General features: G+C 59.9%; 18 protein-coding genes and 2 pseudogenes. 3 read left to right on the top strand and 17 right to left on the bottom strand.

Annotated elements, in window-relative coordinates; all coding sequences use genetic code 11:
* Positions 1 to 386 precede the first annotated feature (386 nt).
* From J2S97_RS17075 to J2S97_RS17010, 14 genes are all read right to left on the bottom strand, one after another.
* Positions 387 to 1,253 carry a DpnII family type II restriction endonuclease gene (locus J2S97_RS17075; protein WP_307051130.1) on the bottom strand — a complete coding sequence of 289 codons (867 nt, stop codon included), beginning with the start codon at positions 1,251 to 1,253 and terminating at the stop codon, positions 387 to 389.
* Positions 1,254 to 1,257: 4 nt separating this feature from the next.
* Entirely contained in the window at positions 1,258 to 2,283 is a 1,026-nt protein-coding gene (locus J2S97_RS17070) for a DNA adenine methylase (protein WP_307051129.1), read from the bottom strand.
* A 593-nt stretch (positions 2,284 to 2,876) separates the two neighbouring features.
* Positions 2,877 to 6,131: a P-loop NTPase fold protein gene (locus tag J2S97_RS17065; RefSeq protein ID WP_307051128.1), complete on the bottom strand. Its 3,255-nt coding sequence runs from the start codon at positions 6,129 to 6,131 to the stop codon at positions 2,877 to 2,879.
* Positions 6,132 to 7,524: 1,393 nt separating this feature from the next.
* Positions 7,525 to 8,733 carry a hypothetical protein gene (locus J2S97_RS17060; protein ID WP_307051127.1) on the bottom strand — a complete coding sequence of 403 codons (1,209 nt, stop codon included), beginning with the start codon at positions 8,731 to 8,733 and terminating at the stop codon, positions 7,525 to 7,527.
* Entirely contained in the window at positions 8,721 to 9,455 is a 735-nt protein-coding gene (locus J2S97_RS17055; protein WP_307051126.1) for a recombinase family protein, read from the bottom strand. Before J2S97_RS17055 ends, J2S97_RS17060 begins: the two co-directional genes overlap by 13 nt.
* 238 nt (positions 9,456 to 9,693) lie before the next feature.
* The gene (locus tag J2S97_RS17050) at positions 9,694 to 10,206 is read right to left on the bottom strand and encodes a single-stranded DNA-binding protein (RefSeq protein WP_307051125.1); all 513 of its coding nucleotides are present in this window, start codon (positions 10,204 to 10,206) and stop codon (positions 9,694 to 9,696) included.
* A 62-nt stretch (positions 10,207 to 10,268) separates the two neighbouring features.
* Positions 10,269 to 11,432, bottom strand: coding sequence for an ImmA/IrrE family metallo-endopeptidase (locus J2S97_RS17045; RefSeq protein ID WP_307051124.1), 1,164 nt, complete (start codon positions 11,430 to 11,432; stop codon positions 10,269 to 10,271).
* A gap of 95 nt (positions 11,433 to 11,527) precedes the next feature.
* Positions 11,528 to 12,031, bottom strand: a complete 504-nt coding sequence (locus J2S97_RS17040) for a hypothetical protein (RefSeq protein WP_307051123.1) — start codon at positions 12,029 to 12,031, stop codon at positions 11,528 to 11,530.
* On the bottom strand, positions 12,018 to 13,829 hold the full coding sequence (locus J2S97_RS17035; protein ID WP_307051122.1) for a type IV secretory system conjugative DNA transfer family protein: 1,812 nt from the start codon (positions 13,827 to 13,829) through the stop codon (positions 12,018 to 12,020). Before J2S97_RS17035 ends, J2S97_RS17040 begins: the two co-directional genes overlap by 14 nt.
* A 9-nt stretch (positions 13,830 to 13,838) precedes the next feature.
* Positions 13,839 to 15,296 (bottom strand): ATP-binding protein, encoded by a 1,458-nt coding sequence (locus J2S97_RS17030; protein ID WP_307051121.1) that lies wholly within the window; start codon positions 15,294 to 15,296, stop codon positions 13,839 to 13,841.
* A complete protein-coding gene (locus J2S97_RS17025) occupies positions 15,293 to 16,783 on the bottom strand; it encodes an SCO6880 family protein (RefSeq protein ID WP_307051120.1) in 1,491 nt (496 codons plus the stop codon). The genes J2S97_RS17030 and J2S97_RS17025 overlap by 4 nt, the downstream gene beginning before the upstream one ends.
* A complete protein-coding gene (locus tag J2S97_RS17020) occupies positions 16,776 to 18,158 on the bottom strand; it encodes a type IV secretion system protein (RefSeq protein WP_307051119.1) in 1,383 nt (460 codons plus the stop codon). Before J2S97_RS17020 ends, J2S97_RS17025 begins: the two co-directional genes overlap by 8 nt.
* Positions 18,159 to 18,170: 12 nt before the next feature.
* A complete protein-coding gene (locus tag J2S97_RS17015) occupies positions 18,171 to 18,458 on the bottom strand; it encodes a hypothetical protein (RefSeq protein WP_043480665.1) in 288 nt (95 codons plus the stop codon).
* Positions 18,459 to 19,070: 612 nt separating this feature from the next.
* Positions 19,071 to 19,490 carry a hypothetical protein gene (locus J2S97_RS17010; RefSeq protein ID WP_307051118.1) on the bottom strand — a complete coding sequence of 140 codons (420 nt, stop codon included), beginning with the start codon at positions 19,488 to 19,490 and terminating at the stop codon, positions 19,071 to 19,073.
* 74 nt (positions 19,491 to 19,564) lie between these two features.
* On the opposite strand from J2S97_RS17010, the gene J2S97_RS17005 reads away from it, so the two are divergent.
* From J2S97_RS17005 to J2S97_RS16995, 3 genes are all read left to right on the top strand, one after another.
* Positions 19,565 to 20,431, top strand: a complete 867-nt coding sequence (locus J2S97_RS17005; RefSeq protein WP_307051117.1) for a hypothetical protein — start codon at positions 19,565 to 19,567, stop codon at positions 20,429 to 20,431.
* 66 nt (positions 20,432 to 20,497) lie between these two features.
* A complete protein-coding gene (locus tag J2S97_RS17000; protein ID WP_307051116.1) occupies positions 20,498 to 21,151 on the top strand; it encodes a hypothetical protein in 654 nt (217 codons plus the stop codon).
* Positions 21,152 to 21,169: 18 nt separating this feature from the next.
* Positions 21,170 to 21,493, top strand: coding sequence for a histone-like nucleoid-structuring protein Lsr2 (locus J2S97_RS16995; protein WP_307051115.1), 324 nt, complete (start codon positions 21,170 to 21,172; stop codon positions 21,491 to 21,493).
* A 75-nt stretch (positions 21,494 to 21,568) separates the two neighbouring features.
* Here the strand turns inward: J2S97_RS16995 and J2S97_RS16990 are convergent.
* The 3 genes and pseudogenes from J2S97_RS16990 to J2S97_RS16980 all read right to left on the bottom strand — a co-directional run.
* Positions 21,569 to 21,871 (bottom strand): annotated as a pseudogene (locus J2S97_RS16990) (IS3 family transposase); the annotation flags it as partial.
* 10 nt (positions 21,872 to 21,881) lie between these two features.
* Positions 21,882 to 22,991, bottom strand: a complete 1,110-nt coding sequence (locus tag J2S97_RS16985) for an IS110 family transposase (RefSeq protein WP_307051114.1) — start codon at positions 22,989 to 22,991, stop codon at positions 21,882 to 21,884.
* Between the two features lie 297 nt (positions 22,992 to 23,288).
* Positions 23,289 to 23,710: pseudogene (locus J2S97_RS16980) on the bottom strand (DDE-type integrase/transposase/recombinase); the annotation flags it as partial.
* Positions 23,711 to 23,735 lie beyond the last annotated feature (25 nt).

The raw sequence follows: 23,735 nt of genomic DNA, 5'->3' as shown, positions 1-23,735 counted from the left end.
CTTTCATGACGTGCACCTAAGCAGACAAGTGAAGACTCGTGCCGCCATTTTCCAGAGCCTCGGGTCAAGGCAAAGCGGATTAGAACCACCGGTGCTGAGCTGAAGGCAGCGTGGCCCGACATGCAGGTAGCGGCGAAAGGTATTTGATCCGGGACGCTTGGGATCCGCATGGGCGCCACTAGGCTGCCTGCCGGCCTCTCATGTTGTCGACGGCAGCCAGCACGCGAGCCGCTGACGCCTGATTCTCAATTACCGGCGGCATTCCCTGTGCAGCCCTGGTGGCCCGCACCCATTCAAGTACACTCGCATCTTCGTTCATGGAAGTCCCTATGCGGGACCTCTGAACATAGGTGTCACTTTTCCACATGACGCCCCTTACTGCTTCGTCAGGTGACGGAAGTGCTGGGGATGCCGCGCATCTTGACGGCCTCAGCTAGGTCCTCTTGAAATTGCCCGAGAGTTGCCAGCGTGTACATCCCGTCAATCTGACCTGTCTTCCACATCTCATATAGGCGTCGCAGATCGGACTCGCGCTGCAGCCAGCCATTGCCGTCAATAACGGCAAAAACGAACTGGGTGGGTTTCCTCACGGCAGCCATGTCGGCAACCTCCCGTACCGTGTCGCTGAGCTTGCTACCGCCTGAGTCGAAATTCTTCGCGGCCACTACGATTTGTGCCTGGTCAAGACCCGCGGGGATTGCGAGATCGCAAGGGGCCTCAAGGCCGTTCCTACCTACAAATTTGGTTCTGAGCTGATATTGAACGCCCAGAGATTTCGCCACGTCCTCGATGTGGTCTTCTAACTTTCGACCCGCTTCACCAGCCCTTACCGCAAAGGCTCTCGAACCGGCTCGTGTGACGAGGATGTCTCCGAAGTCGTAGTCGCGGTTGAACTGGACTTCCAGCAGCTTTGCCAGGTTGAACTGATCATTCATGTACTCGATCAGTTCCTTCGAGCGAGTACGGGCCAAGGTCAGGAGGCCTATGGTCTTCAAGTCCCGCTTAAAAGAAGCATTCATCTTCTCCTGGGTCAGGCCAACGGCCAGTGCCAGGGCTCTCACATTGATCGCAGTCGGGTGCTTTGCCAGCCAAGCGTCGAGAGTCTCGACAGTGAAATGATCCAGGCCCTTCAGCGACTTCGCGGCCGCGCTGAGAGCAACTCCCTCTGCTGATTCGAGTGTTGGATCGACAGGTGAAGCCGGAGCACTGAGGAGCTCTTTGTACTCCTCATAGCTCGGTATGTTCGTGTGCAAAGCGTCAGTCTCTTCCGATGAAAATGTACTCTTGCGCGGCACGACGGGTGGCGGTCGTGTGCGTCCCAAAGTGATATTGGTGGCTGATCTGCCGAATCTCAACGTTCGGCTTGACCGCGCCAAGCAGCTCCTTGATCCGGGCATCGTCCGGAACCGCATTACTGGAGTAGCTCATCACGATGGCACCAGCATCCTTGAATTTGTCGAAAGTTCGTTCCAAGGCATCTTCAATGGAGAACCGGCTTGCGAAAAGGCTGTGCTTCTTGGGGATCTTCTTCGTCTTGGTTTCATGCATGATCTCTCGGCCAATCCAATAATCGGATAAGCCCTCGAGGAAGTGGTATCGCTTCGTGTAATCCGCATCATCGCTCGGCGGCGCATACGGCGGATCAAGATATACAACGTCGTAATCAGTCTTCTCCAGGTCAAAGACGTCGCCGGTCAGGGCCTGCGCAGGTTTCGCCGACGCGAACACTGCCTGGTTGTACTCTGCGACCCTCTCACGAAAGTGCTCTCTCAATGAGATGCGAAGGTCTCGCCGGCCATCGTTGTAATTCTCCAGATCACCGGAGATGGTGAACACGCCTCGAGGCTGCTTGCGGGCAGCCGAAAGGATCAAAGCCGACAGGGCGATGTCGCGCTCGAAACCATCAAGCGAGGCAATGTGAGACCAGGCCGAATCAAGAAAGGCACGGTCGTCGTCAGTGAAGAAGACATCCTTGAACGTGCGCCGGATAAAATCCCGGTCGTCTGCCGCGGGCCCCGTGATCTTCGCGATCAGTTCATCCGAGAGCACGACGGAGTCGTTAACCATGACCGCACTCGATATGACGGACGGAAAATGGAGGTAGTCGTTGCTCGTCACGGCGTACCCCATGCTCTTCGCCAGGTAGCCAACAAATCCGCTTCCGCTGAAAGCGTCCAGTAGGGACTCTCCCCCGAGCTCGCTGAACACCCCTGCCAGGGTCGGCGCCAGCTTGTATTTTGATCCCATGTACCGAAGGCGCGGATAAATGGTGGCGCGAACCATGGCCAACTCTTTCGAGTTAGGAGCATCGCCTGAAGGGTGCGCGGACATGTTTGAGCCTAACTAGGTGAAGTACGCCAAAAGACCCATCTGCACGAAATGCACGACTGGGTCGACTTAGAGGTTACCGGGTGGAGCGGCAAAGCTTCGGCACCTGCTCCCTAGACACTCCTGATGTCATCCAAAACACGCTGAGCGCGGCAGAGGCTGACGTCATGAGCTCCACACCGGCACGTGAGCCTATCCGCATCATCGTCCAAACAGCTCCTGCTGAGTGGTAGGAGATTGCGGGTGCCCTTGGACCCTGGGTCATCCTGTCCGGCGCCACCATCGCGGCCTGCATCGTCGATCGGCTGTTGACTGAGCGCCGATGGACACTGGGGTAAAGTTTCTTCCCCGTCCAGGCGATTTAGTGCCGGGAAAAACAGGCCAAATACGACTGCCATTCACACGCTAACCCCTCCTCAGGTCCGGAACAGTGTCTTGAAAAGCTTTTATTTTCTAAGACAGGCGTTTGCTGAGGACTCGCGTTTGGTCAGGCAGCTATTTAACGCACGTTCAGGAGCGCACGCGTCGAATAAGTTCGCCTGAGGATACTATCCTCCACAACACGATCGAACAAGGTCAGGAGTCAGCGGCCCACCGTATTCGAAGCTAATCAGCTGACGCACGGCCGGCTCTGCCAGAAGAAGTTTGATTTCGGGTGGGAGTTTACTATCAGGACCATTGTCACCGTCCGCTAAGGCTATTGTCTCTGGACTTTCACGCAGATAGTCTGCCAAGCTTGGCCACCGTGTCTCCAGAATGATCCACAAGGCCAGCGTTTCACTGGCCAGAGGGTTCCCTTCGAGAACGCTGACGGACCGATGCATAGCGTAGTTATTTAGGAATCTCTTGGTGCTGCGTGGATTGGACTGGAGCAGCGGCGCAAAACGTTGCAGGTTGTGTTCGGTCTCCCTTTCAATTTCTGGCGCAGTGAGCCTCTCCACCGTCTCCTCAGACACCCGATCGCGGGCTTCAGGGCTTGCAGAACGATACGCATCCATGATTTCAGATTCCGATGTGCTGGTTGCCAACCGAGCGCGAACGGCCTTTACTTCGGCGCTGACTTGATCTTTGCTTTCAGCAACGCCCGTTGGCCGCAGCAAATGCCTGAGATATTGGTCGCCTCGCGGCGCATCAAAATTGGGCACCATCACACGCAATTGGAATAGCTTGTCTAGGAAAAGATAACCCAAGGGTCGACCAGGATCGGCGATAGCAGTGCTGAATTTCTCGTAAACTGTTTCATAGCTGCGCCGAATCCAAGCCCCATCTGCGGCAACAACAAAGTACACTGCCGGCGCGGGACGTCGGCTGCTCCTCCTAAGGATCTTCGTCTGCTCAGTCCCGGGATCGCGTATGAGGGTTTGAATTGCTTCCATTAGATCGACAACGTACGAATGACCGCAACGGTCCAAATCGTCTATAAAGAACACCACAGGCCGCTGTATTCTGTCAATGAGCCAGGCAATGTGCTCGGCGACTTCCTGCATGGGATTTTTGCTGGTTTGTTCGAAGTTCCGCGCCCCTCGGGCCGAGTCCCAGAATAAAAACCGACCGGCTAGAAGCGAGATTGTCCACAGGGTCCCGACCGCTGCTAAAACCGCCGTAATGGTCTTGGCAACTTCGCCAGAGCCAGCCATTTTAAAGTCTGAGGGCATAAACATCCAGAAAAGGGAAACGGCTAACCCGATCATGATCGACGCCGCCACAATGAAGGGTCCGCCCAATCTTTTTAGCCGAGCCCATGACTCCGATATGCGCAGCCACAGACGCTTATGAAAAGGGATGTTCCGCACAAACGAGGTCCTGAGAGCCACCAAAAGAGCCCACCAAGGTGGCCCGATGCCCGCCTGCCTCCAAGCGTTGAACTCGACTGGTAACCAATCATCTGCTAGCTCCTCGCGAAGATAAGAGACCAGCGTGCTCTTCCCAGTACCCCAAGGTCCGTCAATTTGTACCAAAAAAGACGTTTCTGGTTCCGTTGAATTCATTCTCTTCAATCGTGTAGCCAGGGCCTTGGCCAAGGGCCGCCTGCGTAGCAGATCAGCTTGAGCGGGAGCATCAGTGACCCACTCCACCTGATCGGAAAGAGTCTGCTCACCGAGGACGCCGACGCGAATATGCCCCTCTGAATCCACCCAGACCAGCAGAGATTCGTTTTCTGAATGGGGAGTGAAGCGAACAAAATCGAAAGCCCGTGAAGTGCTAGTTTTGTAGCCCTGAGATTCCGCTAACTGTTTCCAGTCCTGAATACGCCACACCCGTGTTGTTCCGTCCGGACTGCTAATTGCCGCGACTGGTGTATCGCCGACCTGCCCGACTGCTTGCACCGTTAGGGGACCTTCTTGTGGTGGAGATGCGACTGGGTTGAGGGTGCGTCCGGTGACCAGGTCCCAGATCCCGACCGTCCCGTCCGCCCCGCCCGAGATGACCACCGGCGTACCGTCCGCCTGTCCCATTGCCAGTGCATTAACTGCTTCGCTATGGCCAGTCCAAGTGGTGCGGAGGGTTCCAGTAGCCAGGTCCCAGATCCGGACCGTCCTGTCTGCCCCGCCCGAGATGACCACCGGCGTACCGTCCACCTGCCCGACTGCCAGTGCATTAATCGCGTCAGTATGGCCAGTCAAAATGGCGCGGAGATTTCCAGTAGCCAGATTCCAGATCCGGACCGTACCGTCGGCCCCGCCCGAGATGGCGTCCGGCGGCGCACCGCCCACCTGCCCCATTGCCAGTGCATTAACTGCTGCGCTATGGCCCGTGAAAGTGGTGCGGAGGGTTCCAGTAGCCAGGTCCCAGATCCGGACCGTCCCATCTGCCCCGCCCGATGCAACGACCGGTGTATCCCCCAATTGCCCCCCTGCTAGAGAGAGTATGGGACCTGTATGTCCGAGAAGAGGGTTCCCGCGGACAGAGAGAAGATCACCAGGACCGGCGAGAAGTACGTCATGTAAAAGGACCGTTCCATCCGAGTCCCCTGTTGCCAAAACCAGAAGATTGTTCAGAGATATCAACTCAAAGCATCTAATCTCTGACGCGGGGGTCCACGAAGCCAGCAGCCTCAGTTCCCACGTGGGGGGCGTAGTCACCGAGGTGGTATTGGAAGATGTGATGCCAACTAGCCGCTTTGAGTCCCGCGACTTCGGAAGCAGGGGCAGATCCAAGGGATCGGTGACTCCGAGGGCCGCCCAAAACATGCTTCTGACACGAGTGGGCAATGAATCGATGGAATCAATCGGCGTTAGTTGCAGGGCTCCGTTGCCCTCTGTGGGATTGTGGCGGGAGATGACACCCAGTATCTGATCCATTTCGGATACTACGACTGCCCCGGACATGCCCGCCCACGGGGATCCTCCCTGGACGCTGCCGGCCGTCGGCGGCCAATCCTTGATTCCAGGGCCAGTGATTTTCAGTGTCAGATAGCGCGCCGATACCCCATCGACCGTCGGGATGAACCCTTCGACTTGGATGGCGCTGTGGCGTTTGTCTGCTAGTCTGCCAAAGCTCGGGAATCCAACAGCACGACATCCCACTGTGGCAACTGTTTCTCGGTCTACGCGGGCGCAATCCAGCCAAGGCAACTCCTCCACGCCGGAGATTTCAAGGATCGCCAGATCCACCATGGGATCGTTGGATTTGGTTAGGATTGTGGCTGACACCTCCTTAGAGGCCAACAACACTTTATGCTGCGTCCCAGTTGCCACCAGATCGGACGTCAGGATCTTGTTGCCTCCGATCCGCAAGCCGGACCCGACCGTAGGCTCATCCATATTCATATAAAGGATCATCACCACACGATTGGCTTCCATATTGGGTCGTCCTTCCTGTGGATTGTCCGTCCATGGGCGCTGGGCCCTCGAGATAAGTGCATCAATAGCGTCCAGCCTCCATCGGCTCTGGCTCCAGATGCGCTCCTCCTCAACTGATCAATGGTCGATGAAGCGTTGACGCGCGTTCTGGCTGGCCGCGACAGCAACGCCATCGTGGCCGCCCCCCGCCCATTTGGTGGGCGGGTACGTCTCAACCGATATTTTTTGTCCATTCTTTTGCCCCGTCTTGTGGACGTGGCATTCAGAGTGCTCCCCGCTCCTAGCGCGGGTCAAGCCCTTCACCCGGTTCATCTGTCTCCAGAAGCCGCTCGAGAAGGTGGGTACCTCTAGAAAGGGAGATTGCAGGCTGTGAACGGCCTGATTCTTCTGATGCGAGGCGATGGGAAGCCTCTCCTGATCGGTGCCGGGCGAAAGGCTGGACGGCGGGAGACAACAGCCGCCCGTGACCCTGAAAGCCCAGGGGCTCACGCCGGCCGACGTGGGGAAAATCATCGGGCCAGTCGGGCCACCGTGCCGCTACCTGGGCGTGGGAAGTGGCGAACCGGGCTGACGAGAACCGAATACACCGCCACGGACGGCTGAGCATAGGCCCACGAGCCGCCGATTCGTCTCTCTGGGTGTATTTCAGGAATACACCTCCGGCATCACCTAGGCGAGGGCACGCTGGAAGGAATGCCCGGACTACCTACAGCTAGGGAACGTTCTGACAGCTGCCGACCTGACTAGGCTTCCCGCACGCGACGTTGAAGTGCCGAGGATGCGTGAGTCGGTAGCCTCACAGCTCAAGTCTGCGTGACGTCAGATGTCGATGTCCGAAGTTGCTCCGAAGCACGCTAAGGAATCGGTTACGGGGCACTAGGGGCGACATTTAGCGTTACTAAAATGCCGCCATTTATCACTGCGGTTCACAAAATTTTTTGGAGGCTGGCCGCTGGCCGGTCAAAAACGGTCGTTATTGACGCCCGCTGATTGAGGACGAGCCACCGGGGCAACTCCTGGATAGAGGTCTGGCGAACGAAAGTTGCAGCTGCCACTGGGAATGGAAAATTGGAGTGGTTGACCTCCCATAGAGTTTCTGAAATGAAGCAAGATGTGACTCGACAAGGTTCCCGGAAAATCGCTCAGTTTAGAGCGGGGAAGCCTCGCACTCTGCGGAGGCCGGCGCCGAGTTCTTTGGGCCATCCCTCCCGCCAAGGCTGGCATTGGAGCCTTTTCCGGGACATTGTATTGACTCTCGCTGCCTTGTTGATGGCCTGGCAAATCTTCGGGCATCACAGCCGGCCGCTAACCCCTCCTCAGGTCCATAACAGTGTCTTGAAAAGCTTTTGTTTTTCAACACGCTAGGCAGCAAAGAGCTGCCGCGTCGGCCCTATTAAGAAGTGATCTGGGATCCCAGCGTGTCAATGATTCGATCAGCTTCAGACTGCGCATCGATTATTGCCTTAGCATCAAGTGCGCCCGATGAGCGAATCGATTCAGAGAGACTCTCCCAATGGCGCCTCACCGGTCCCAATAGATCTGGTGATAAGCCAGCATCAGGGAGGCGTCGTTCGGCATCTTCGAGAATCTCAGTGACAGTCTCGCCCTGGACGAGTCCATTAGCGATGAAGGCAAACCCTAAACCGTAGAAGCGCCCAACGCCGTAGCCAACCTCCCAAGTTGCCCTTACATCATCGCGAAGTTCTGCCACGGACAATTGCATGCTTTCAGGCATAAATGAGATTCCAAGTTGATCCGCGAGTGCCCGAATGTTTAGGAGTAAGGACTGAGGCGCGGGGCGTTGGAGATATTCATCTGTGCGAAGTAACACTTCAAGTGTTCCGATGAGATATCCAAGCTTGATAGCGTTCCCCTTTTCGGAAGCAGTGGGCATGAGGGGCTTCCGTTTGCTTGAATCGTTCACATTCATTCGTTCCCTCAGAACTTTCTCTTGTTGCGGAATAAAGCCTCGTCTGGACTCGGAAGCTGCAACACGTGCACGGCCAGTCGGGAACCGCTCAATAGCCCTACGGGTCGCGTCGCAGCTTCTCTCTGCTGCCGACTGGACGTTTGATCCGAGAGCCGCAACAATCCTCCATCGATTCTCGTCGGTAGGCTCGGGAGCATTTAGCAACTCTTCAGATTTGCGCTGGAGTAGCCGGATTTCATTGTAGGCATCAAAGACAGCGAGCATCGTGGCTCCGTCGAGAGAGTCCATTCGTGCTAAATACGCTTCGTAGACGTCTAGGGAGAGGCGTCGAGAACTGCGCGCCAGTGCATATGGGCTTGTCTTGAGGCCATCCTCGCCGGGGACTATCTGGATAACGTCTTCGTAGTTGCTTACCAGTTCAGCGTATAGAACGCTTTTCAGGTTGCGCAGCTTCCTCAAGGATTCACGCCACCTATCAAGGCTACTGAGGACATAACCCAGCACGAACGTTATTAATACTGTCGCCGCATCCTGACTAAGTTCCAACCTGATGCACTCCAGACGCCGCGGGCCGAATGGCAGGAAGACCCGGACTTCCTCTGTAGCCCGACTTGCGTCCAGTATCTTCCTCCGGCTAAGTAATGTGAAGTGGTCCAACTCTAGGGAATCCACGGACAGTCTCCACTGAAATGGAGCGCGGGAGCTCGATAAGAATCTGATGCGCGACAGCCGAAAGGTGGCAACGTCCGCTTTAGCGTCCCAACTGTACTCCTGGAAGCACGCGCCGGCGCTAGGGGCCGCCGTCGGCTGTGCGACCGAGCTGACGTGAAAACTGAGCGGCGCCATGATGCTGTTGCATTGAGTGATCCCCTTATGGGCGCTCGTGCGACAAAGAACAACCAAAAAACGGGCCATGCGCCGGACTCGGCGAGTTCGAGATGCTTCCGGATGAGCCTCATGCGTGTCTTCGCCACTTCCCCGCCGGCGAAGGCCGTTACGACTCGGGCGAGGGTCAGTCCGTCTGGAGTGCTGATGTCGATGAGTCCGTTGGTCGACGAGTGGATGCCAATGCCCGTCGCCTTAGTCAAGTCGATCCAGTCCTCGAGCTCACGCGAATTTCGGTGGAGCCGGTCCATCGAATAAACGACAACGACATCCACCGGCCGCATCTCCATCAGCGCCTTGAGCCGATCATAATCCGGCCGTACTTTCCCACCTGAGGCGAAGATGTCGTTGTCCTCGAATTCTGCGACGACCTCCCAGTTGTGTTTCGCTGCGAGGACGCGGCAGTCCTTCAGCTGGCGTGCAACGCCGAGCCCTTCAAGCTGGAGATCCTTGGAGATGCGGGTGTAGATGGCGGCGCGCGCACCGGCGCCTTCTCGTTGAGCGTTCATGCTGGTTCTCTGTGCGCGGATGCTTGTGGCGGGTGCTGCCCTGAGTACACGTCATGATTAACTCACCACTTCGACGGTGGAGTTACCGTGCACGCACCCTCGGCGACGACGACAGCCGTGCTGCTAGCGTGAACTTTCTCAAACGAAGTGGCCAAGGCACGCCGGCGCTCGCCGCAAAGGAAAGCGGGTTGGTGTGCTCACCAACCCGCTTCCGTCCGTCATCCGAACGCCCCCTGCTTCAGAAACTCATTTCATTCCCTGCTGCGGCCGCGAAAGGGGGCACCACCACTGGGCTCTTTGCCGTGACGTTGTAAGCCGGCGTAGCAGCCTCTGCCGCGACGGGCGCCTCAACGCCTGCACGCACTTCAGCCTCCGGCGCCGCAAGCTGGGCATGAGACACGCGCTGGTAGACCGCAGTCCCGAACCGAAGATCCGGTCCGATGGTGTCGGCGACGATGCGCCGGGCTTCGCGGCGTTCGCCGTCCCTCTCGTACGAGCGAAATTCCAGCTCGCCCGCAACGGTGACCGGGTCGCCCTTTCGCAGTGAACTCGCCGAGTTCTCGGCCAGCGCACGGAATGCAGAGACATTGTGGAAGACAGGCTCTCCGTCCTGCCAAGTGCCGTCCGCGCCCTGGATTCGCTGGTTGACGGCGACCCGGAGCTTAGCGTGAGCCACTCCGCTTTCGCCTACGCTGAGTTCGGGGTCGGCAACCAGGTTGCCGGCGATGCTGATCGGGATTTTAGTGCCCATGGTTCTTGTCCTTTCCAAAGCCGGCGGGACTCTCCCGCCGGACAAATTGATACCAGTCGAGCTCACGGGCCGGCCATTACGGGTCCGTCGACCGACCGCAAAGGTTGTTCCACGCCCACATATGCCGCGGACGGACTCACACGTGGGTCTACATCGAAGCTGGTGATCTTGCCGCCGAATCCCGGCGGGTGTGTGATTTCGAGAATTCCCCTGCTAGCAGCAGTGACCCGTCCTAGTACTGACTTCGCAATATCCGCACGGGACGCCGGGAGCCGACTGCCGGCGTCGTGGGCCATCGCGTCTTTCTCCGCGTCAATGACGGCGTCAGCCCATCCGGCGAGATAGGTCGCGGATTGAGGTCCGCGGTCGATCCCGTGGGCCTTCAGCACCGTGTAGGCGACTGATTCTGCCTCTACCTCAGCCAGTCCCCGATGGTCTGCGCTGCTGCCATACAGTCGGCCGACCGCATCGTCCGGGCCGTGAAGCAGCACATGTCCAAGTTCATGTGCCAGGACAGTTGCACGCTCTTCCGGACTGAGCCAAGCCCCGACCTGGACTCGGCGGTGGGTGAAATCCGTAAAGCCGCTCGTCAGCCCATACTGGGCGTCTGTCACGTCAACGTTGAAGCCGTGGCTGCCCGCCACCGTGGCAAGAGATTCGCACAGCTCAGCTACGTCCAACACAGACTCGGCGCCGCCGCGGGGAACGAGCAGCGGTGTGCCCTGCGTTTGAGAGACGTCGAAGACTGCCTGGCCGCGCCAGCCCGTGATGACCGTCTTCTTTCCATCGTCGACGGCGCCATGGGGCACACGCTCACCCGCAGGGATCCGTTGCCGGGTACCGTCAGGAAGCGTGACCTGCTGGAGTCGGGCTGTGCGGGGAGCTATCACCCAGAGTGCATGCTCACCTCTCAGCACCGTACGGCCGTGGCGGGCCCATTCCTTGTACCCGGCCACCAGAGTGGGTTCGTCGGTACCGCGCTGGGCCATCTGCATCATGAGTAGCGCAACATTGCCGCCCGAGTAACGCCACAACGTTGCCGACGCATCCAACAGCACTTGCCACTGCGACGGAGATTCAACAGCACTTTCCAGGATCTGATGGAGGCCATCCGTCAAGGCAGAGATGCGCTCCTCGGGCGTCATGCGGGAATTGCCCGATTCACCCCTGCTTGGTGAGGCATCTGCCGGCACAGCACTCGATACGTCTTCAGATTCAGGGGCCACGACAGCCGCCTCCATGCTTCTTTGTAGTCCCGCCGGAACCACTCCGCGGATACTTGTTCATGTCCTAAGGAAGGGCCAACAGCATGACTTCAGAATTAGTCCCCGAGCTGGTGGGAAGCCGCCTGCCACTCAACGAACTCGGGCGCGTCAAACCGGAGTGTTCTCATTGCGGACTCCTTGTGCGCCTGTAGGCCGACACACCCAGCCATCCGGGTATGGATCCGCAGACGCTCGACGGCGTGCGGCAGCCGTTCGTGAAAAGCCAGGGGTCCGAACCCGGGGTCGTCGCTGGCGTAGGAGGCCAGTTCCGCACGCTGCAGGGCATAGAGCTCGGCGACGATCTCGGTGTGGCGCCACCAGCAATCCGGAACCACCGACGTCGTCAGCTGGTACGTCGCGACAAGCCAGCGGACCCAAGCCGCCAAAGAACGCCACACACTTCCGGCCTGCTCAGAAGTCATGTCCCGCCAACGGTACGTCACGCCGGATGCCCGCCCCGGTGGCCGGAATGCAGAGCGGAAGAGCTCAGCCGTCAGCTCGTCGTCGTCCGCTCCGGCTGACGGGATCTCAAAGCGTTCGACGTCGTCATGGCTCGCCATCGGCCGGCTCCTCAGTTGCTGCCTGTCTCAGACGGTGCCCATCAGCCAAGGCCCGTTCGAGCTCCAGCTTTGACCGACCGAGCTCGGCTGCGTCTTTTCGTTTGTGCCATTCGCGCAGATCCAACAGAGTGGGCCGCGTTCTTCGTCCCAGCATCAGGGCCGTGCCCGCGGGCAAGCGCCTGATCTCATCAAGTGGCAGGACCGGGCTCTCCCTGATCTGTTCGCCGTCCTGCCTGCCCTGCGCAGACCAGGAACGGGTATTCAGGGTCAAACTCCGCTCCCCCAGCAGCCCGGCCAGCGAGCGCAGGTCGCGTTCGTCGGAGCCGCCGCCGAAGATCACTTTGATGATGGCCGAGTCCCAGATCGTGGCTGCCTCCTCGATGGACCAGCCGGTACGGGCCTGGGACAGGGATTGGAGAACCACCAGGGTTGATATGCCGATGCCACCGCCGTCCGAGAGGGCGATGGGCAGACCCGGCCACGGTGCCAGATTGGCAATCTCATCCAGGATGAGGGACAACGGCGGATCCAGCCTTCCTCCCGGAGAGACAAACGCCATTTCGCGAGCGGCGTTGTCGATGTCGTCGATCAGCGCTGACAGATACGGCCCGGCTGCAGCCGCACCCGCACGGGTGCCGATCAGATACAGGGTCCCGCAGTTCCGGATGAACCTCTTCGGATCGAACTCCTCAGACTCGTCCCGGGGATCCAGCGCGGCGAGCACCCTAGGCGACGACAGCGGCGCGACGGCAGCAGAGACACCGATCCATGAGTTGGACGTATTCCGGGGGTCATCCTCAAGAATGCCCATCAGATCCGCCTGCCATCCCAGCGCGGCCGCCGGTTGGCTCAGGACCTCCAGCGCCTCGCGCGCCAGGACCGGGCTCGAAGACCAGCGACGGAACGCGCGGACGCCCTCTCCGGACAAGGCTGCGGCGTGGAGGAGGCACTGCAGGATGATCAGCGAGCGCTTTTGCCACGCAGCGTTCTCTCCCTTCATTTCCGTGTCCGCGGTGATGACGAGAGCGCGGCGCGTGGCGATGTCCGGGTCCTCGCAGCCGCGGACAGGAGACCAGCGAAGTGTTGATGGCAATCCGGACATGCCTTGCGGGTCGAACACGGTGACAGGTCTGCCACGCGTTGCGCGGGCTTTCATGGTGACCACCAGGTTGTCGGCTCGGGTGGACGTCGTGACAACTGCGCCCGGCGCATCGAGGATGGCGTTGATGACCACGTAGAGGCCCTTGCCGGATCGCGGAGCACCTTGGATGACCATCGATTCCTCCGTTGAGACATGAACCGTGACACCGCGGGAGCGGCCCAATGTCCACGCCACGTCCTGGATCCGTGGTTTCGCCAAGCCTGGCCGTGTGAACTTGCCGCGCTTCAGGACGGCCCGGGCCCCGAAATCCTGGAGGACTTCCGTACGGCGCGCGATGCCCTCGCGGCTCAGAATGTCCTGGCGAAGCCAGGCGCCGGACTGCTTCCACCTCCTCCAGGCAAAGACAGACCCGACGGCGAGCGCAGCTGCCAGAAAGAGGACCGGTCCGACGATCCACCAGATACTGCCGGCGCCGGCGTCGCAGCCCTGCGGTTTGCGCACAATCCAATCCATCCGGCCAATAAAAAGTCCGACGGCGGCAGCCGGGTTGAACGGCGACGGCGGACTGCCGCCGCAGCGCCAAGTCACCACCATGTTCGCTGCGCCCTGGACCAGGAAGCAGAGGGAGACGTAGCCGGCAACGGCAATAAGCCCCGCCGTGACCAACGGGCTGTCGGAGCCTCGCCGCGAATTCATCGGTCGCATTCAGATCATCCGGTCGTCGGTGCCGAAGACTTCAAGTTCATCGGTCGTGACCCGGTTCGCGACGATGAAGGATCGGTTCCCGACTTTCCAGAGGCCAACACCTTTGGGGAGGTTCTCCACGTGCTCGCATTCGGCCTCCGACAGCCCTAGGGCTTCCTTGGTCAGGCGCATGGCGTCGTGCTTTTGCCTGTAGATGATCCTGGTGTCCGCCTCGGTCAGCAGACCAAGGGCCTTCTGACGGTGCCCACTGGTGCTGTCGCCGATCTCGTTGAGGTCGGCGACTTTGTGCATGATGAGCAGGTTGGCGATGCCGTAGGTGCGGGCCAGCCGCCACTGTTCGCTCATCTTGGCGAGCATGTACGGGTCGGCAAGCATGCGCCAGCCTTCGTCGTAGACCACCAGCCGTTTGCCGCCGTCGGGATTGGTGACGGCGGCCTCCAGCCAGGTGGCACCGCACGCAGCCGCCAGGGACAGCGCCTGCTCCGAGGCGCCGATCAGGGCAGATGTGTCCATCACCATCATGGGCGCATCGGCGTCGAAGGCGACTGTCGAGGGAGCGTCGAACATGCCTTCCAGGTCACCGGAAACCGTCCGACGGAGAGAGTGGCTGACGGCCAGTCCCCCATCCTTACCCACCAGTCCGATAGTTTCCTTCGACGGATTCAGGAGATGGTCCAGAACCATCGGCAGCGTCGGATTCGAGTTCTCGGCCACCGTCTCCATGAGAGCCATGTCCAAGGCAGTGTGCTCGACTGGGCGGAGCGGCATGCCCTGCCGCATCAGGGAAACCAGCGCCACCAACAGATAGCGACGGCGCTGCCGCACCACAGCCTGCCATTGCGCCTCGCTCAGTGCGCTGGACCGAGGCCCGGCGTCGAGCGGATTGACCCGGGCAGCGCGGCCAGGGCCCACGGAGATGACCTTGCCGCCAACCGCGTTCGCAACGGCAACCCATTCGCCCTTGGGGTCGGAGGCGACGGCGGCCTTCCGCCCCAGCGTGATGGATCTGGCCACCAGGGACTTCCCGCACATGGATTTTCCGGTCCCCACAGTGCCGATGACAACGATCGAGGGTCCGCTGATGACGCCCTTATCGTAGAGAATCCACGGATCGTAGGAGAACGCGCCCGAGCCGAAGACGTCTGTGCCGATGTAGGTGCCTTCGTGGCCGAGCCCCGATTCTGTGATGAATGGATAAGCCGCGGCGAAGGTCAGGGTGGACGCGCGGTGTGGTGCCGGCCGTAGGCGATGCGGACCACGCAGCGAGACAGGTTCCCTGCTCCCCCAGTCTCCGCCGTGCTCGGCGGTGTCCAGCCGGGTGCCGACCATCTCGCCAGCCCGGTTTATAGCGGCAGCCCACGGTCGGCCGCCAGCGGCAGCCGCCCGCCGCCGTTCCTTCCGCTCCTTGCGGTTCACTCCCGACTGCACGTATTCAACCGACTGGTTTGTCCGCGTCATCGCAGTCCCCGCCCGAACGGGAGCGCACCGGCGACGAATGCAGCCCACTGCTGTCCGGCCAGCAGGCGCAATTCGACAAAGGCTCCCGCAGCTGCCGACTCCAGTTCCTGCCTGTGACGGGCCAAGTCCTCCAGGGTCCCTGCAGTAACGGTCACGTAGGCAGCGGGCCTCACATCTCCGTGACCTGCAACGATCTCCTCCTCGCGCTGTGCGACCTCTTCTTCCTCGGCCCGCTGCTCGCGGGTCAGCGGCCTGTCGAAGCGGGTGTTGATGCGGCGCCTGGTTTCATGGGCCTCCTGGGCGGAGCGGATGTCCCGCAGCGCCTCCGTTGTGGGCACCGCCCGAATCACTTCCGTCACAGTATGCCGGAAGTCGCCCACATAAATCAGCGGATGGAGAAAACCCGGAAATACCTTCTGCCGCGGCCACTCAGCGATCCAGAAGGTTTGATGAAAACCGGAATCAGTGCGGACGTATGTCCAGTGCTCTTCGACAGCCATCGGCCCCGCAGGTATGTTGGGCGGCATGGAGTCTCGGGGTTGCAATTCCTTCTTGGCCGGCTTCTCTGCCCGGCTTGCGACAGCTGCAGGATCGAAGGCGCCCCGAACGACGTCGAGGATTCCGCCCTCCGGAAGCCACTCCTCCACCTTGACGCTGTGCGTCCCCAGCGCGGTCGTTATGGCCTCGACCTCCAGACGAAGCACTTGTTCAACACCGGCCAGTCCCCCGCCTGACTCTCTGATCCGGCGTCGTGCTTTGCCCGTATCCACTACAAGAGCGATCAGGAGATCGTGGCTCATCGTGGACCCGGCCGCTGAAATCAGATCCTCGTACGCGCGCTGGCCCCAAGTGAGTTCGCTGGAGACGCCCGTCGGCGGCGGGGACGCCGTTTCGTAGAAGTCCCGCAGGGCAGTGGACGGATACGGAACCGTAAAGTCCTGCACGGCGATTCTCGCGAGACTTGTTCGCTGGGCCATGCCGGCCTGTACGCGGGACCAGGCCTGCACGGCCCATGCTTTGTCGTCGCTGTCTAACAGCGCGAATGACCGGGTGCTGCAGCGAAGTACGGCTATCGCCTCCCTGCCGCGGGCGTCCACGATGAAGCATTCCCCTCGCGAGGTCCGTCGCAATTCCAGGTTCCCCAGCCCTCCCGGAAGCGCCAGCCGTCCAGCCAGGACTGCTCGTTCGGGTCTGGTTAGGAACCGGGTTTGTCCAGCTATGAATCGGAAGAAGAACAGGACGGCATGGCTGGCCCAGACCGGATACGGAATCCTTGAATACTGCAGCAAGCCGAGGAGCATCAGCACCAGCCACAACGGTCCCGACGCGAACAATCCGATCGGTCCCTGAGATGCCGATGCCAGACTTGCCACGACGACGCCGGCCGCTAGCAACAGCAATTGATACCACTTCAGGCCCATGAACCAGCCGCGGCGCTCGTAGCGGGGGAATTTGACTGCCTCAAGGGTGCGTGAAGTTTCAGACATGGAAATCACCGTCGGTTGGGGGCTGGATAACTCGTGGCTGGTGGATGGGAGGCTGGGTCGTCGGGGCGATCGGAGGCGCGTCGTTCGGTAGCGTCGACGACGACGGCCTTGGTGGCTCGCTGGCCCCACTTCTGCTTCCCGATGCCGAGCTGCCCGGGACCGGGCGCGGCTGTGCGCTGTTTCCCGGTGGCGAGGCTGGGCTGGCGGCCGAGGTGCCGGCGTCGAGCATCAACGCACCAGCGTTGCCAGCTGGCGCCGATGACGGCGTTGGACCCGTTGGCCTTCCCGGAAGAGGGGCACCGGCCGGCAAAGTGCGGGTGGGAAATTGGTGACGACTCGACTGGATTGGGCGGGTCATCGACGAACGACCAGCCATCCCGGCAAGAGTGAAACGGCCACCGGCCTGCCGACTGATCTGCCGGGCGGTGAAACTGGAAGTGCGGGAGAGCACATGGCCGCCACCGGCAGTTTGCGCCGCCGCGGCCAGCTCGCCTCCGGCGAAACTCACGAGCCGCAATGCCATCAGAGGCGCACCGCAGGCCAGTGCCATGCCCACAACACCAGCGGCCAGCCCGGCGAATGACTTCGAGTCGGCAAAGAGCTTGATGGCCACGGCCAGGACAGTTGCTGCAAGAGGTTTGGCGAGCAGCAAGGCAACCACGATCTCGCACCACCGACGGGCCCAAGTTTTCGTTTTCTCCCACGGCATCAGCATGAGAGCGACTGGAGCAACGGCAGCGAGCACGATGAGCGCAAAGGACCGAAAGATCATCGAACACATCAGGATGAACGCCAGGATCCAGACGACGATAACTGCCATCACCGTGACGACGACGGCCCCAGCCGCACCGCCGCTGGTTCCCGGGGCCAACGACACGACGTTCCATTCCCTGCCAGAGTCCGCCGGGGCCCGCTCGAAGCCAAAGAGCCGCATGAACACCAGATAGGGATCCGTCCCCATGGAATCAAGCAGTGCCGTAGCTGCGGAATCGCCCACCTTGGTGAGCTGGCGGACAAGGTAGACGGCACCGGCCACCAGAGGAATGGCCGCCGCACCGCCAACCAGGGCGCGCACCAAGCGCCGGGGCTGTTGGCTGATCAAACCGGACAGCAACTGAAGGATCATGGCCACGACCAGCGGCGTCATCATGATGACAACCCACCAACTCGTCAGCCCTTCAACGGCCGTCCATTGCGAATCGTCGACATCAGAGACACTGAATGCGCCCGCGATGAAGGACCAGATCCAGGATGCGGTGCTCTGGAGAATGTTCGCAAAGAACGACGTGATGGAACCCTGGACGCCGTCGTTCGCTTGCGAGACGAGACCGCAACCGGGCGGCCACCATCCGTCCAGGTCGCATTGAACCGGCATGTCTGGCTGGACCTAGAATCCGAGATTGAACGCCGACTGGGACCACAGGATGTAGCCATTGATCCCGCCCAGTATCGCGGCCACCGGCCCTGTCCAAAGCAGGATCATGCCGCCGCCCGAGGCTAGTCGCGATGACTGGCTGAGCTTGCCTGCCAGGAGCATCGCGGCCCCGACGATCGCCACAATCGCTATCACAATGAAGGCCCCGACCAGGATGCCTCCGCCGATCTGCTTGAGCGATTCGAGAAAGGGAAAGTTCGTGTTCGGGGTGATGCCAGGATCCACCGCTGCCAAAAACATCGCGCACTCCATCTGTCGTTTTCCAAGGGGAATGAGGGGTTTGGACTCACGACTTCATGGAGGTGGTTGGGGCGGACGACATGACTTATTGCATGCCCTGACAGACATACGAGATGCCGCTTTGAGGAGGCGACAGGCTTGGGGTCCAGGGAGCTATTCGAATATATGTTCTATAATTGTTCGATGATCAAGCGTGGCACTCCCGACGACTCCGAGCGCATGTTTGCCCGGATTCAAGCCGAAGAGAGCCGACCGATTGATGACCCCGCTCCAATCCGAGAGTTCCCCAAGTATGGCCGGCCTCTTGTCTACGTGAGCGGGATCTACGGCAAGACTGTGGGATGGGGTGAGCGCTGGAATACGTGTAGTCGGTGCCGGTGTTGACGAGTGCCACTTTTGATAGTGTCAGTATCAAGGTCGATAGAGGGAGACTGGCTGAGAAACCACTCCTTTGCTTTGGGATATAAGGCGGATGCCATTAAATTTGTCCTACTTTAGTTTCTGGCTCCGAGGGTGTAACCACAATTGTCTGATCCATGATTGTTTGCCTTATATACTTTACTTCCCACTGTGAGCTAGTGACCATTCCATGGCAATAGTGGTGAGCCAAACTCAGAGCGGTACGACTCCATAAATAACCAAAGCTGAATACGCCGTCAGCACTACCCATGCGCCGGTAACAATCAACAAGAGTCGGCGGCCACCCTTCGGTGACATCTTGTCCGCCATTGGCTTCATCATTTCCAGGGTTATCAGCAAGATGCATGCCATGATGGCAGACCAGACCAGATCGACCTCAAGGCGGTTGCCGGCTCCCCTGGCTATCGCCCTAAGAGCAGACATCTCCCCCAGGACGATCACCAGAGCCATTGCTGATAGAACAGCCAGTATGTAGACCTTGTGCTTTTTCTTGGCGTGTTCGTAATCGGTAGCGTAAATCTCACCATGCTTGATGCCCACGGTCACGGCTATCAGAAGTGTAGGAATGGCCGTAGCTCCGACTTGGAAAAACATGATGGGGATTTCAGTCATACCGCCATCGTGCCAGAGTTCAGACCGCTCCCAAGACCCTCACGGAATCGGCCCTTTCCCATATAGTCCTCACCATGACGACTTACACCTCGGCTGATCTGTCCCTCCTGGCCGAACAGATTCCCACTCTGGCCATGGACCGGCGTTTGCTGTTCATCCTTGAAGCTGAATTCGTCAAGGACATCGACGTGACGCTCAGCGGAGGCACCGTTTCACTTGATACAGCCCTGGCCATTGCCTCCGCCGGCCAGGCACCGTTTATCTCATTGAATACCCTGATGTACGAGGCATCCCAGCTCATGGAGGCGCTTACTGAGGACGACGACGGTGATGGGCTGCTATCCGAAGAGGTTTTGCGATTGATCTCTGACTCCACAGCACACAACGGCGACGTCGAGGCACTTGTCCTACATTGGCCGGCACAAGGGCTGGTCTATAAGTGGACGGCCACCCCTGATTGGCGTGACGAATTGGTAGCGAAAATTCACGAGTCGTTGGGAGAGTCCCTACTCGAAGCGGGCGAAGAAGAGTCTGAACAGCAGAAGATTCACAACGCTCAGTTGCGGGAGTTGGAAGCCAAGCTTGCTGCGTCCAGGGAATTCCGAGCTGCGTCAGTCCAGAAGCGCCGTGCCATCGCTGAGTACATCGCCGCCGGCATCTCTGACGATCTTGTGGGTAGCTGGAGTTTTCGCCACGCGTTAACCGAAGCCGGGAGAGTAGTAAATCGGAACGCCTTCGAACATGAAAAGCTGCTCTCGGCACAAATAAAAGACCTAGTTACCGAGCTGAGGACTCGTCCGGATTGGAAAAGGACCAAGAACCAGACCGGCTTACGTGAGGCGACGATCAGCTTCCTCACGGAAAAGGCAGATGGGTATCGGCTCAGTACGGGATTCGTTGAGCACGTAAAGGATGAAGCTCTCGGCCCTGATCGCCAATAGGCCCTAGTGCCAACATCGCTGGAGGGGTAACCTGACCGCCAACTCATCAACGATGGGAGGGTGGCCATGCCTACTAGAAACAACATGGGCGACGAGGGGCTAGGCGCTAAAGCAGCGACGAGATCTACGGGAACGCAGGTGACGTCACCAGCCTCACAAGAAGGCAATACATATCACGAGTACGTCGGGATTCCAGTTCAGGTGGTTTTTGCGGATCAGCGCCTCACAATGGCGAGCTTCACGGAACTGATGGAGAGCATGGAGGCACTCCTAACCATCGGAATGGCGGAGCCCTACGAATTGACACAGCCTAGGGCTCGGGCCAAGCTTGCCGATTCAGTGGTCATCAAAGCGATTCACAAAGAGAGCCCTCTTGAAATTCTGATGGATCTGCAGGGTTCCGTTGCGGCAGTGACGTCATTTGTCACCCTCGCCGGTGGACTCATTGCCCTCCGACCCCTATACGCCACACAGCAACTCAAGGCTGCAAAAGCTGATGCGGCGAGAGAAAAAGAAAAGCTGAAACAGAAAATCGCCAGGGATCTGGTAAGCCAATACGATGCGCTGTCGAAGAAAAAGAAGAAGAAACTTCTTAGCAACAAGAAGTTCAGAAAACTAATCGAGCAAGCGGCGGAGGGGGTGCTGAGTATAGAGAGCGTCTCAAGCGAAATAACCGATGCGTCCGACGAGCATCCCACGCAAATTCTTAACCGCCCTTAGCCCTGATAGCCTTAAACCATGGCAAAAAGAGTAATAACTACCCTTGAAGATGATCTCGACGGCACCGAAGCGAGTGAAACCGTAAACTTCGCTATCGATGGTGCTGAATACGAGATTGATCTCAACGAAGCACACGCAAATGAACTCCGCGAGGTTCTGAGTAAGTACGCGGCAGTCGCACAGAAAACCGGCGGGCGCGGCAGGCCGCCGGCACGTCGCACCAAGTCCGGCGGCAATGACACAAAGGCTATCCGTGCCTGGGCGATTGAGAAGGGTATTCCGATCAACGCCCGCGGCCGTATCCAGGCTGACGTGATGGAGAAGTACGCCGCCGCCCACTAAACCGATGCCAGCCAGGAAAGCGTGCACGTCTAGCTGACACCGGCACGATCGGGACTGCCCCGGTGACTCGGGGTCTTAGGCCGCTGTGAGCGCGGTCCGGTTGATTGTTTCATATTCGATGGGCGTGAGTTTGCCCAGCCGTCTTTGTCTCCGCCGGCGGTGGTAGGTCCTTTCGATCCAGGTTGTGATGGCCAGTCGGAGGTCCTGTCTGGTGAGCCACCGCTGACGGTCCAGGACGTTCTTCTGCAGCAGCGAGAAGAACGATTCCATCGCGGCGTTGTCCGCGCACGCACCGACCCAGCCCATCGATCCGGTGAGCCCGTGATGCCGGAGTGATTCGACGAAGCGACGGGACCGGAATTGGGAGCCGCGGATGCTCTCCTAAGTGTCAAGCGGCGTTTCGGTGTTGTCTGGTGTTCGGGACGATGTGCTGGCGGCCGGGGTTGAGGATGAAGTAGACCTCGCGGGCGAGGTATCGCTTCAGGCAGCGGATGATCTCCATCTTGCTGTGCCCCTCGGCGGTCTTTTTCGCGACGTATGTCTGCGTTCTCGGGTCGAGCCTGATCCGGCTTATGACCGCGAGGTGGAGGGCGCGGTTGGCTTGGCGGTCGCCGCCGCGGTTGAGTCGGTGGCGTTGTGTCATTCCAGAGGATGCGGGCAGCGGTGAAACGCCGCAGAGCATCGCGAAAGCGGCTTCGGATTTCATCCGGTCGGGGTTGTCACCGGCCGTCACAAGGAACTGTCCGGCGACTTCGATGCCGATTCCGACGCGTTCGAGGAGTTGCGGTGCGAGGGCTTCGACGATGGGGTTGATGAGCTCGTCCAGGTCGGATATCTCGTCGGTGAGTTCCAGGTAGCGGCGGGCTAGGGATTTCATCGAGACCCGGTAGGCGGTGACGGGGTCGGTCGCGTTTGACACGTCCGGCCGCCATGCAGCGAGGGTCCGGATGAGCTGCATCCGGGTCAGTTGGCGGACCTGGTCGCGAAGTACCTCCGGCGCGGAGACGATCGACATCCGAAGGAGCTGCAGGGCACTGCGGCGCTCCCGGACCGCGTGGGCGCGGGTGACGCGCAACACCCGCAGAGCTTCGACGGCGCCGTCCTTGCTTTTCGGGATGCTGGTGCGTCGGCCATGCAGTGCGGCGCGGGCTGCATTGATCGCGTCCAGATCGTCGTCCTTGCCTTTGCGGCGGCGGTCAGACCGGTCGGGCCGGTCGACCTCCAGGATCATGGCGCCGGCTTTGACGAGGTGTCGGGTCAGGCCGGCACCGTAGGATCCGGTGCCCTCGACGCCGATCCGGGCCAGGACCCCGAATTCGCCGATCCAGGCCAGCATCGCCCGGTAGCCCGTGCGCGTTGTGGGGAAGCTCCTGGTGCCCAACACTGTTTCGCCAGCGTCGATGACGGCGGCGACGTGGAGTTCTTTGTGCGTGTCGACTCCGGCGAAGACAGGTGTCGGTGCCTGGTCCGGGTCGCTGGTTGCGGGAGTTCTGGTCATGTCGTTTTCCTCCGGTCCATCCGGTGTGCAAGGGGGCACGGCCCCGCGCATCGACCGACCGGCGGACAAGACAGTGATGAGCACCCTTGGCGCAGGCTCTCCTTAGGTCACACCGGCGGCCAGGCGTAGCGCCTCACCGGGTACGCCTCGGGGACTGACAGATCCGGGGAAAGACAACAGCTGTCGATCGGAGTGAGAGTCAAGAACCCCGGGGCGCACCCGGCACCAGCATCCTGTCGCATCCATCACTGTGCGAGTCAAGGATCCTTCGGGAATACCGGTACGGACAGTCTCACTATCCGAGTGCACCACTGTCCCTTCCGGGCGGCGTGCCCGCACCGCGTTCTCCAGTGCGGCGACGGCAAGCGAGGATTTCATTCGCGAGTCCATTGAGGAGCCGACGATCCTTCCGGAGTAGACGTCTTTCACCGCGCAGAGGTAGAGCTTGCCCTCTGCTGTGGGGTGTTCGGTGATGTCTGTCAGCCACAGTTCGTCCGGTGCCGCGGCGGTGAAATCCCGCTCGACCAACTCCCGCATCTCGGCCGACTCCGCCGCCGCGGGGCGGCCCCGGATTCCGTACGTTCGGCGATCGCAATCCAGCGCTTCAACGTCGTGACCGAAAGCCCAAAATCCTTCGCAATCTGCGCCAGCGGCGCCTCGCCCTTGCGGGCCACATCAATAACATCCTGGCGGAACTCCGCCCCATAAGCCGTGGGCATGGTCAACATCCTTCCACGAGCACAA

This window comes from Arthrobacter oryzae (genome assembly GCF_030812315.1).
Taxonomy (GTDB): domain Bacteria; phylum Actinomycetota; class Actinomycetes; order Actinomycetales; family Micrococcaceae; genus Arthrobacter; species Arthrobacter oryzae_B.
The sequence above is the reverse complement of the archived record's forward strand: the minus strand, read 5'-3'. Positions and strand labels throughout refer to the sequence as shown.

Coding starts and splice junctions, on each gene's coding strand:
- J2S97_RS17020 (WP_307051119.1), bottom strand. CDS start 18,158: ATGCCGGTTCAATGCGACCTGGACGGATGGTGGCCGCCCGGTTGCGGT.
- J2S97_RS17040 (WP_307051123.1), bottom strand. CDS start 12,031: ATGGCGAGCCATGACGACGTCGAACGCTTTGAGATCCCGTCAGCCGGA.
- J2S97_RS16985 (WP_307051114.1), bottom strand. CDS start 22,991: ATGACCAGAACTCCCGCAACCAGCGACCCGGACCAGGCACCGACACCT.
- J2S97_RS17010 (WP_307051118.1), bottom strand. CDS start 19,490: ATGACTGAAATCCCCATCATGTTTTTCCAAGTCGGAGCTACGGCCATT.
- J2S97_RS17025 (WP_307051120.1), bottom strand. CDS start 16,783: ATGTCTGAAACTTCACGCACCCTTGAGGCAGTCAAATTCCCCCGCTAC.
- J2S97_RS17050 (WP_307051125.1), bottom strand. CDS start 10,206: ATGGGCACTAAAATCCCGATCAGCATCGCCGGCAACCTGGTTGCCGAC.
- J2S97_RS17030 (WP_307051121.1), bottom strand. CDS start 15,296: ATGACGCGGACAAACCAGTCGGTTGAATACGTGCAGTCGGGAGTGAAC.
- J2S97_RS17035 (WP_307051122.1), bottom strand. CDS start 13,829: ATGAATTCGCGGCGAGGCTCCGACAGCCCGTTGGTCACGGCGGGGCTT.
- J2S97_RS17000 (WP_307051116.1), top strand. CDS start 20,498: ATGCCTACTAGAAACAACATGGGCGACGAGGGGCTAGGCGCTAAAGCA.
- J2S97_RS17015 (WP_043480665.1), bottom strand. CDS start 18,458: ATGTTTTTGGCAGCGGTGGATCCTGGCATCACCCCGAACACGAACTTT.
- J2S97_RS17065 (WP_307051128.1), bottom strand. CDS start 6,131: ATGGAAGCCAATCGTGTGGTGATGATCCTTTATATGAATATGGATGAG.
- J2S97_RS16995 (WP_307051115.1), top strand. CDS start 21,170: ATGGCAAAAAGAGTAATAACTACCCTTGAAGATGATCTCGACGGCACC.
- J2S97_RS17070 (WP_307051129.1), bottom strand. CDS start 2,283: ATGGTTCGCGCCACCATTTATCCGCGCCTTCGGTACATGGGATCAAAA.
- J2S97_RS17005 (WP_307051117.1), top strand. CDS start 19,565: ATGACGACTTACACCTCGGCTGATCTGTCCCTCCTGGCCGAACAGATT.
- J2S97_RS17055 (WP_307051126.1), bottom strand. CDS start 9,455: ATGAACGCTCAACGAGAAGGCGCCGGTGCGCGCGCCGCCATCTACACC.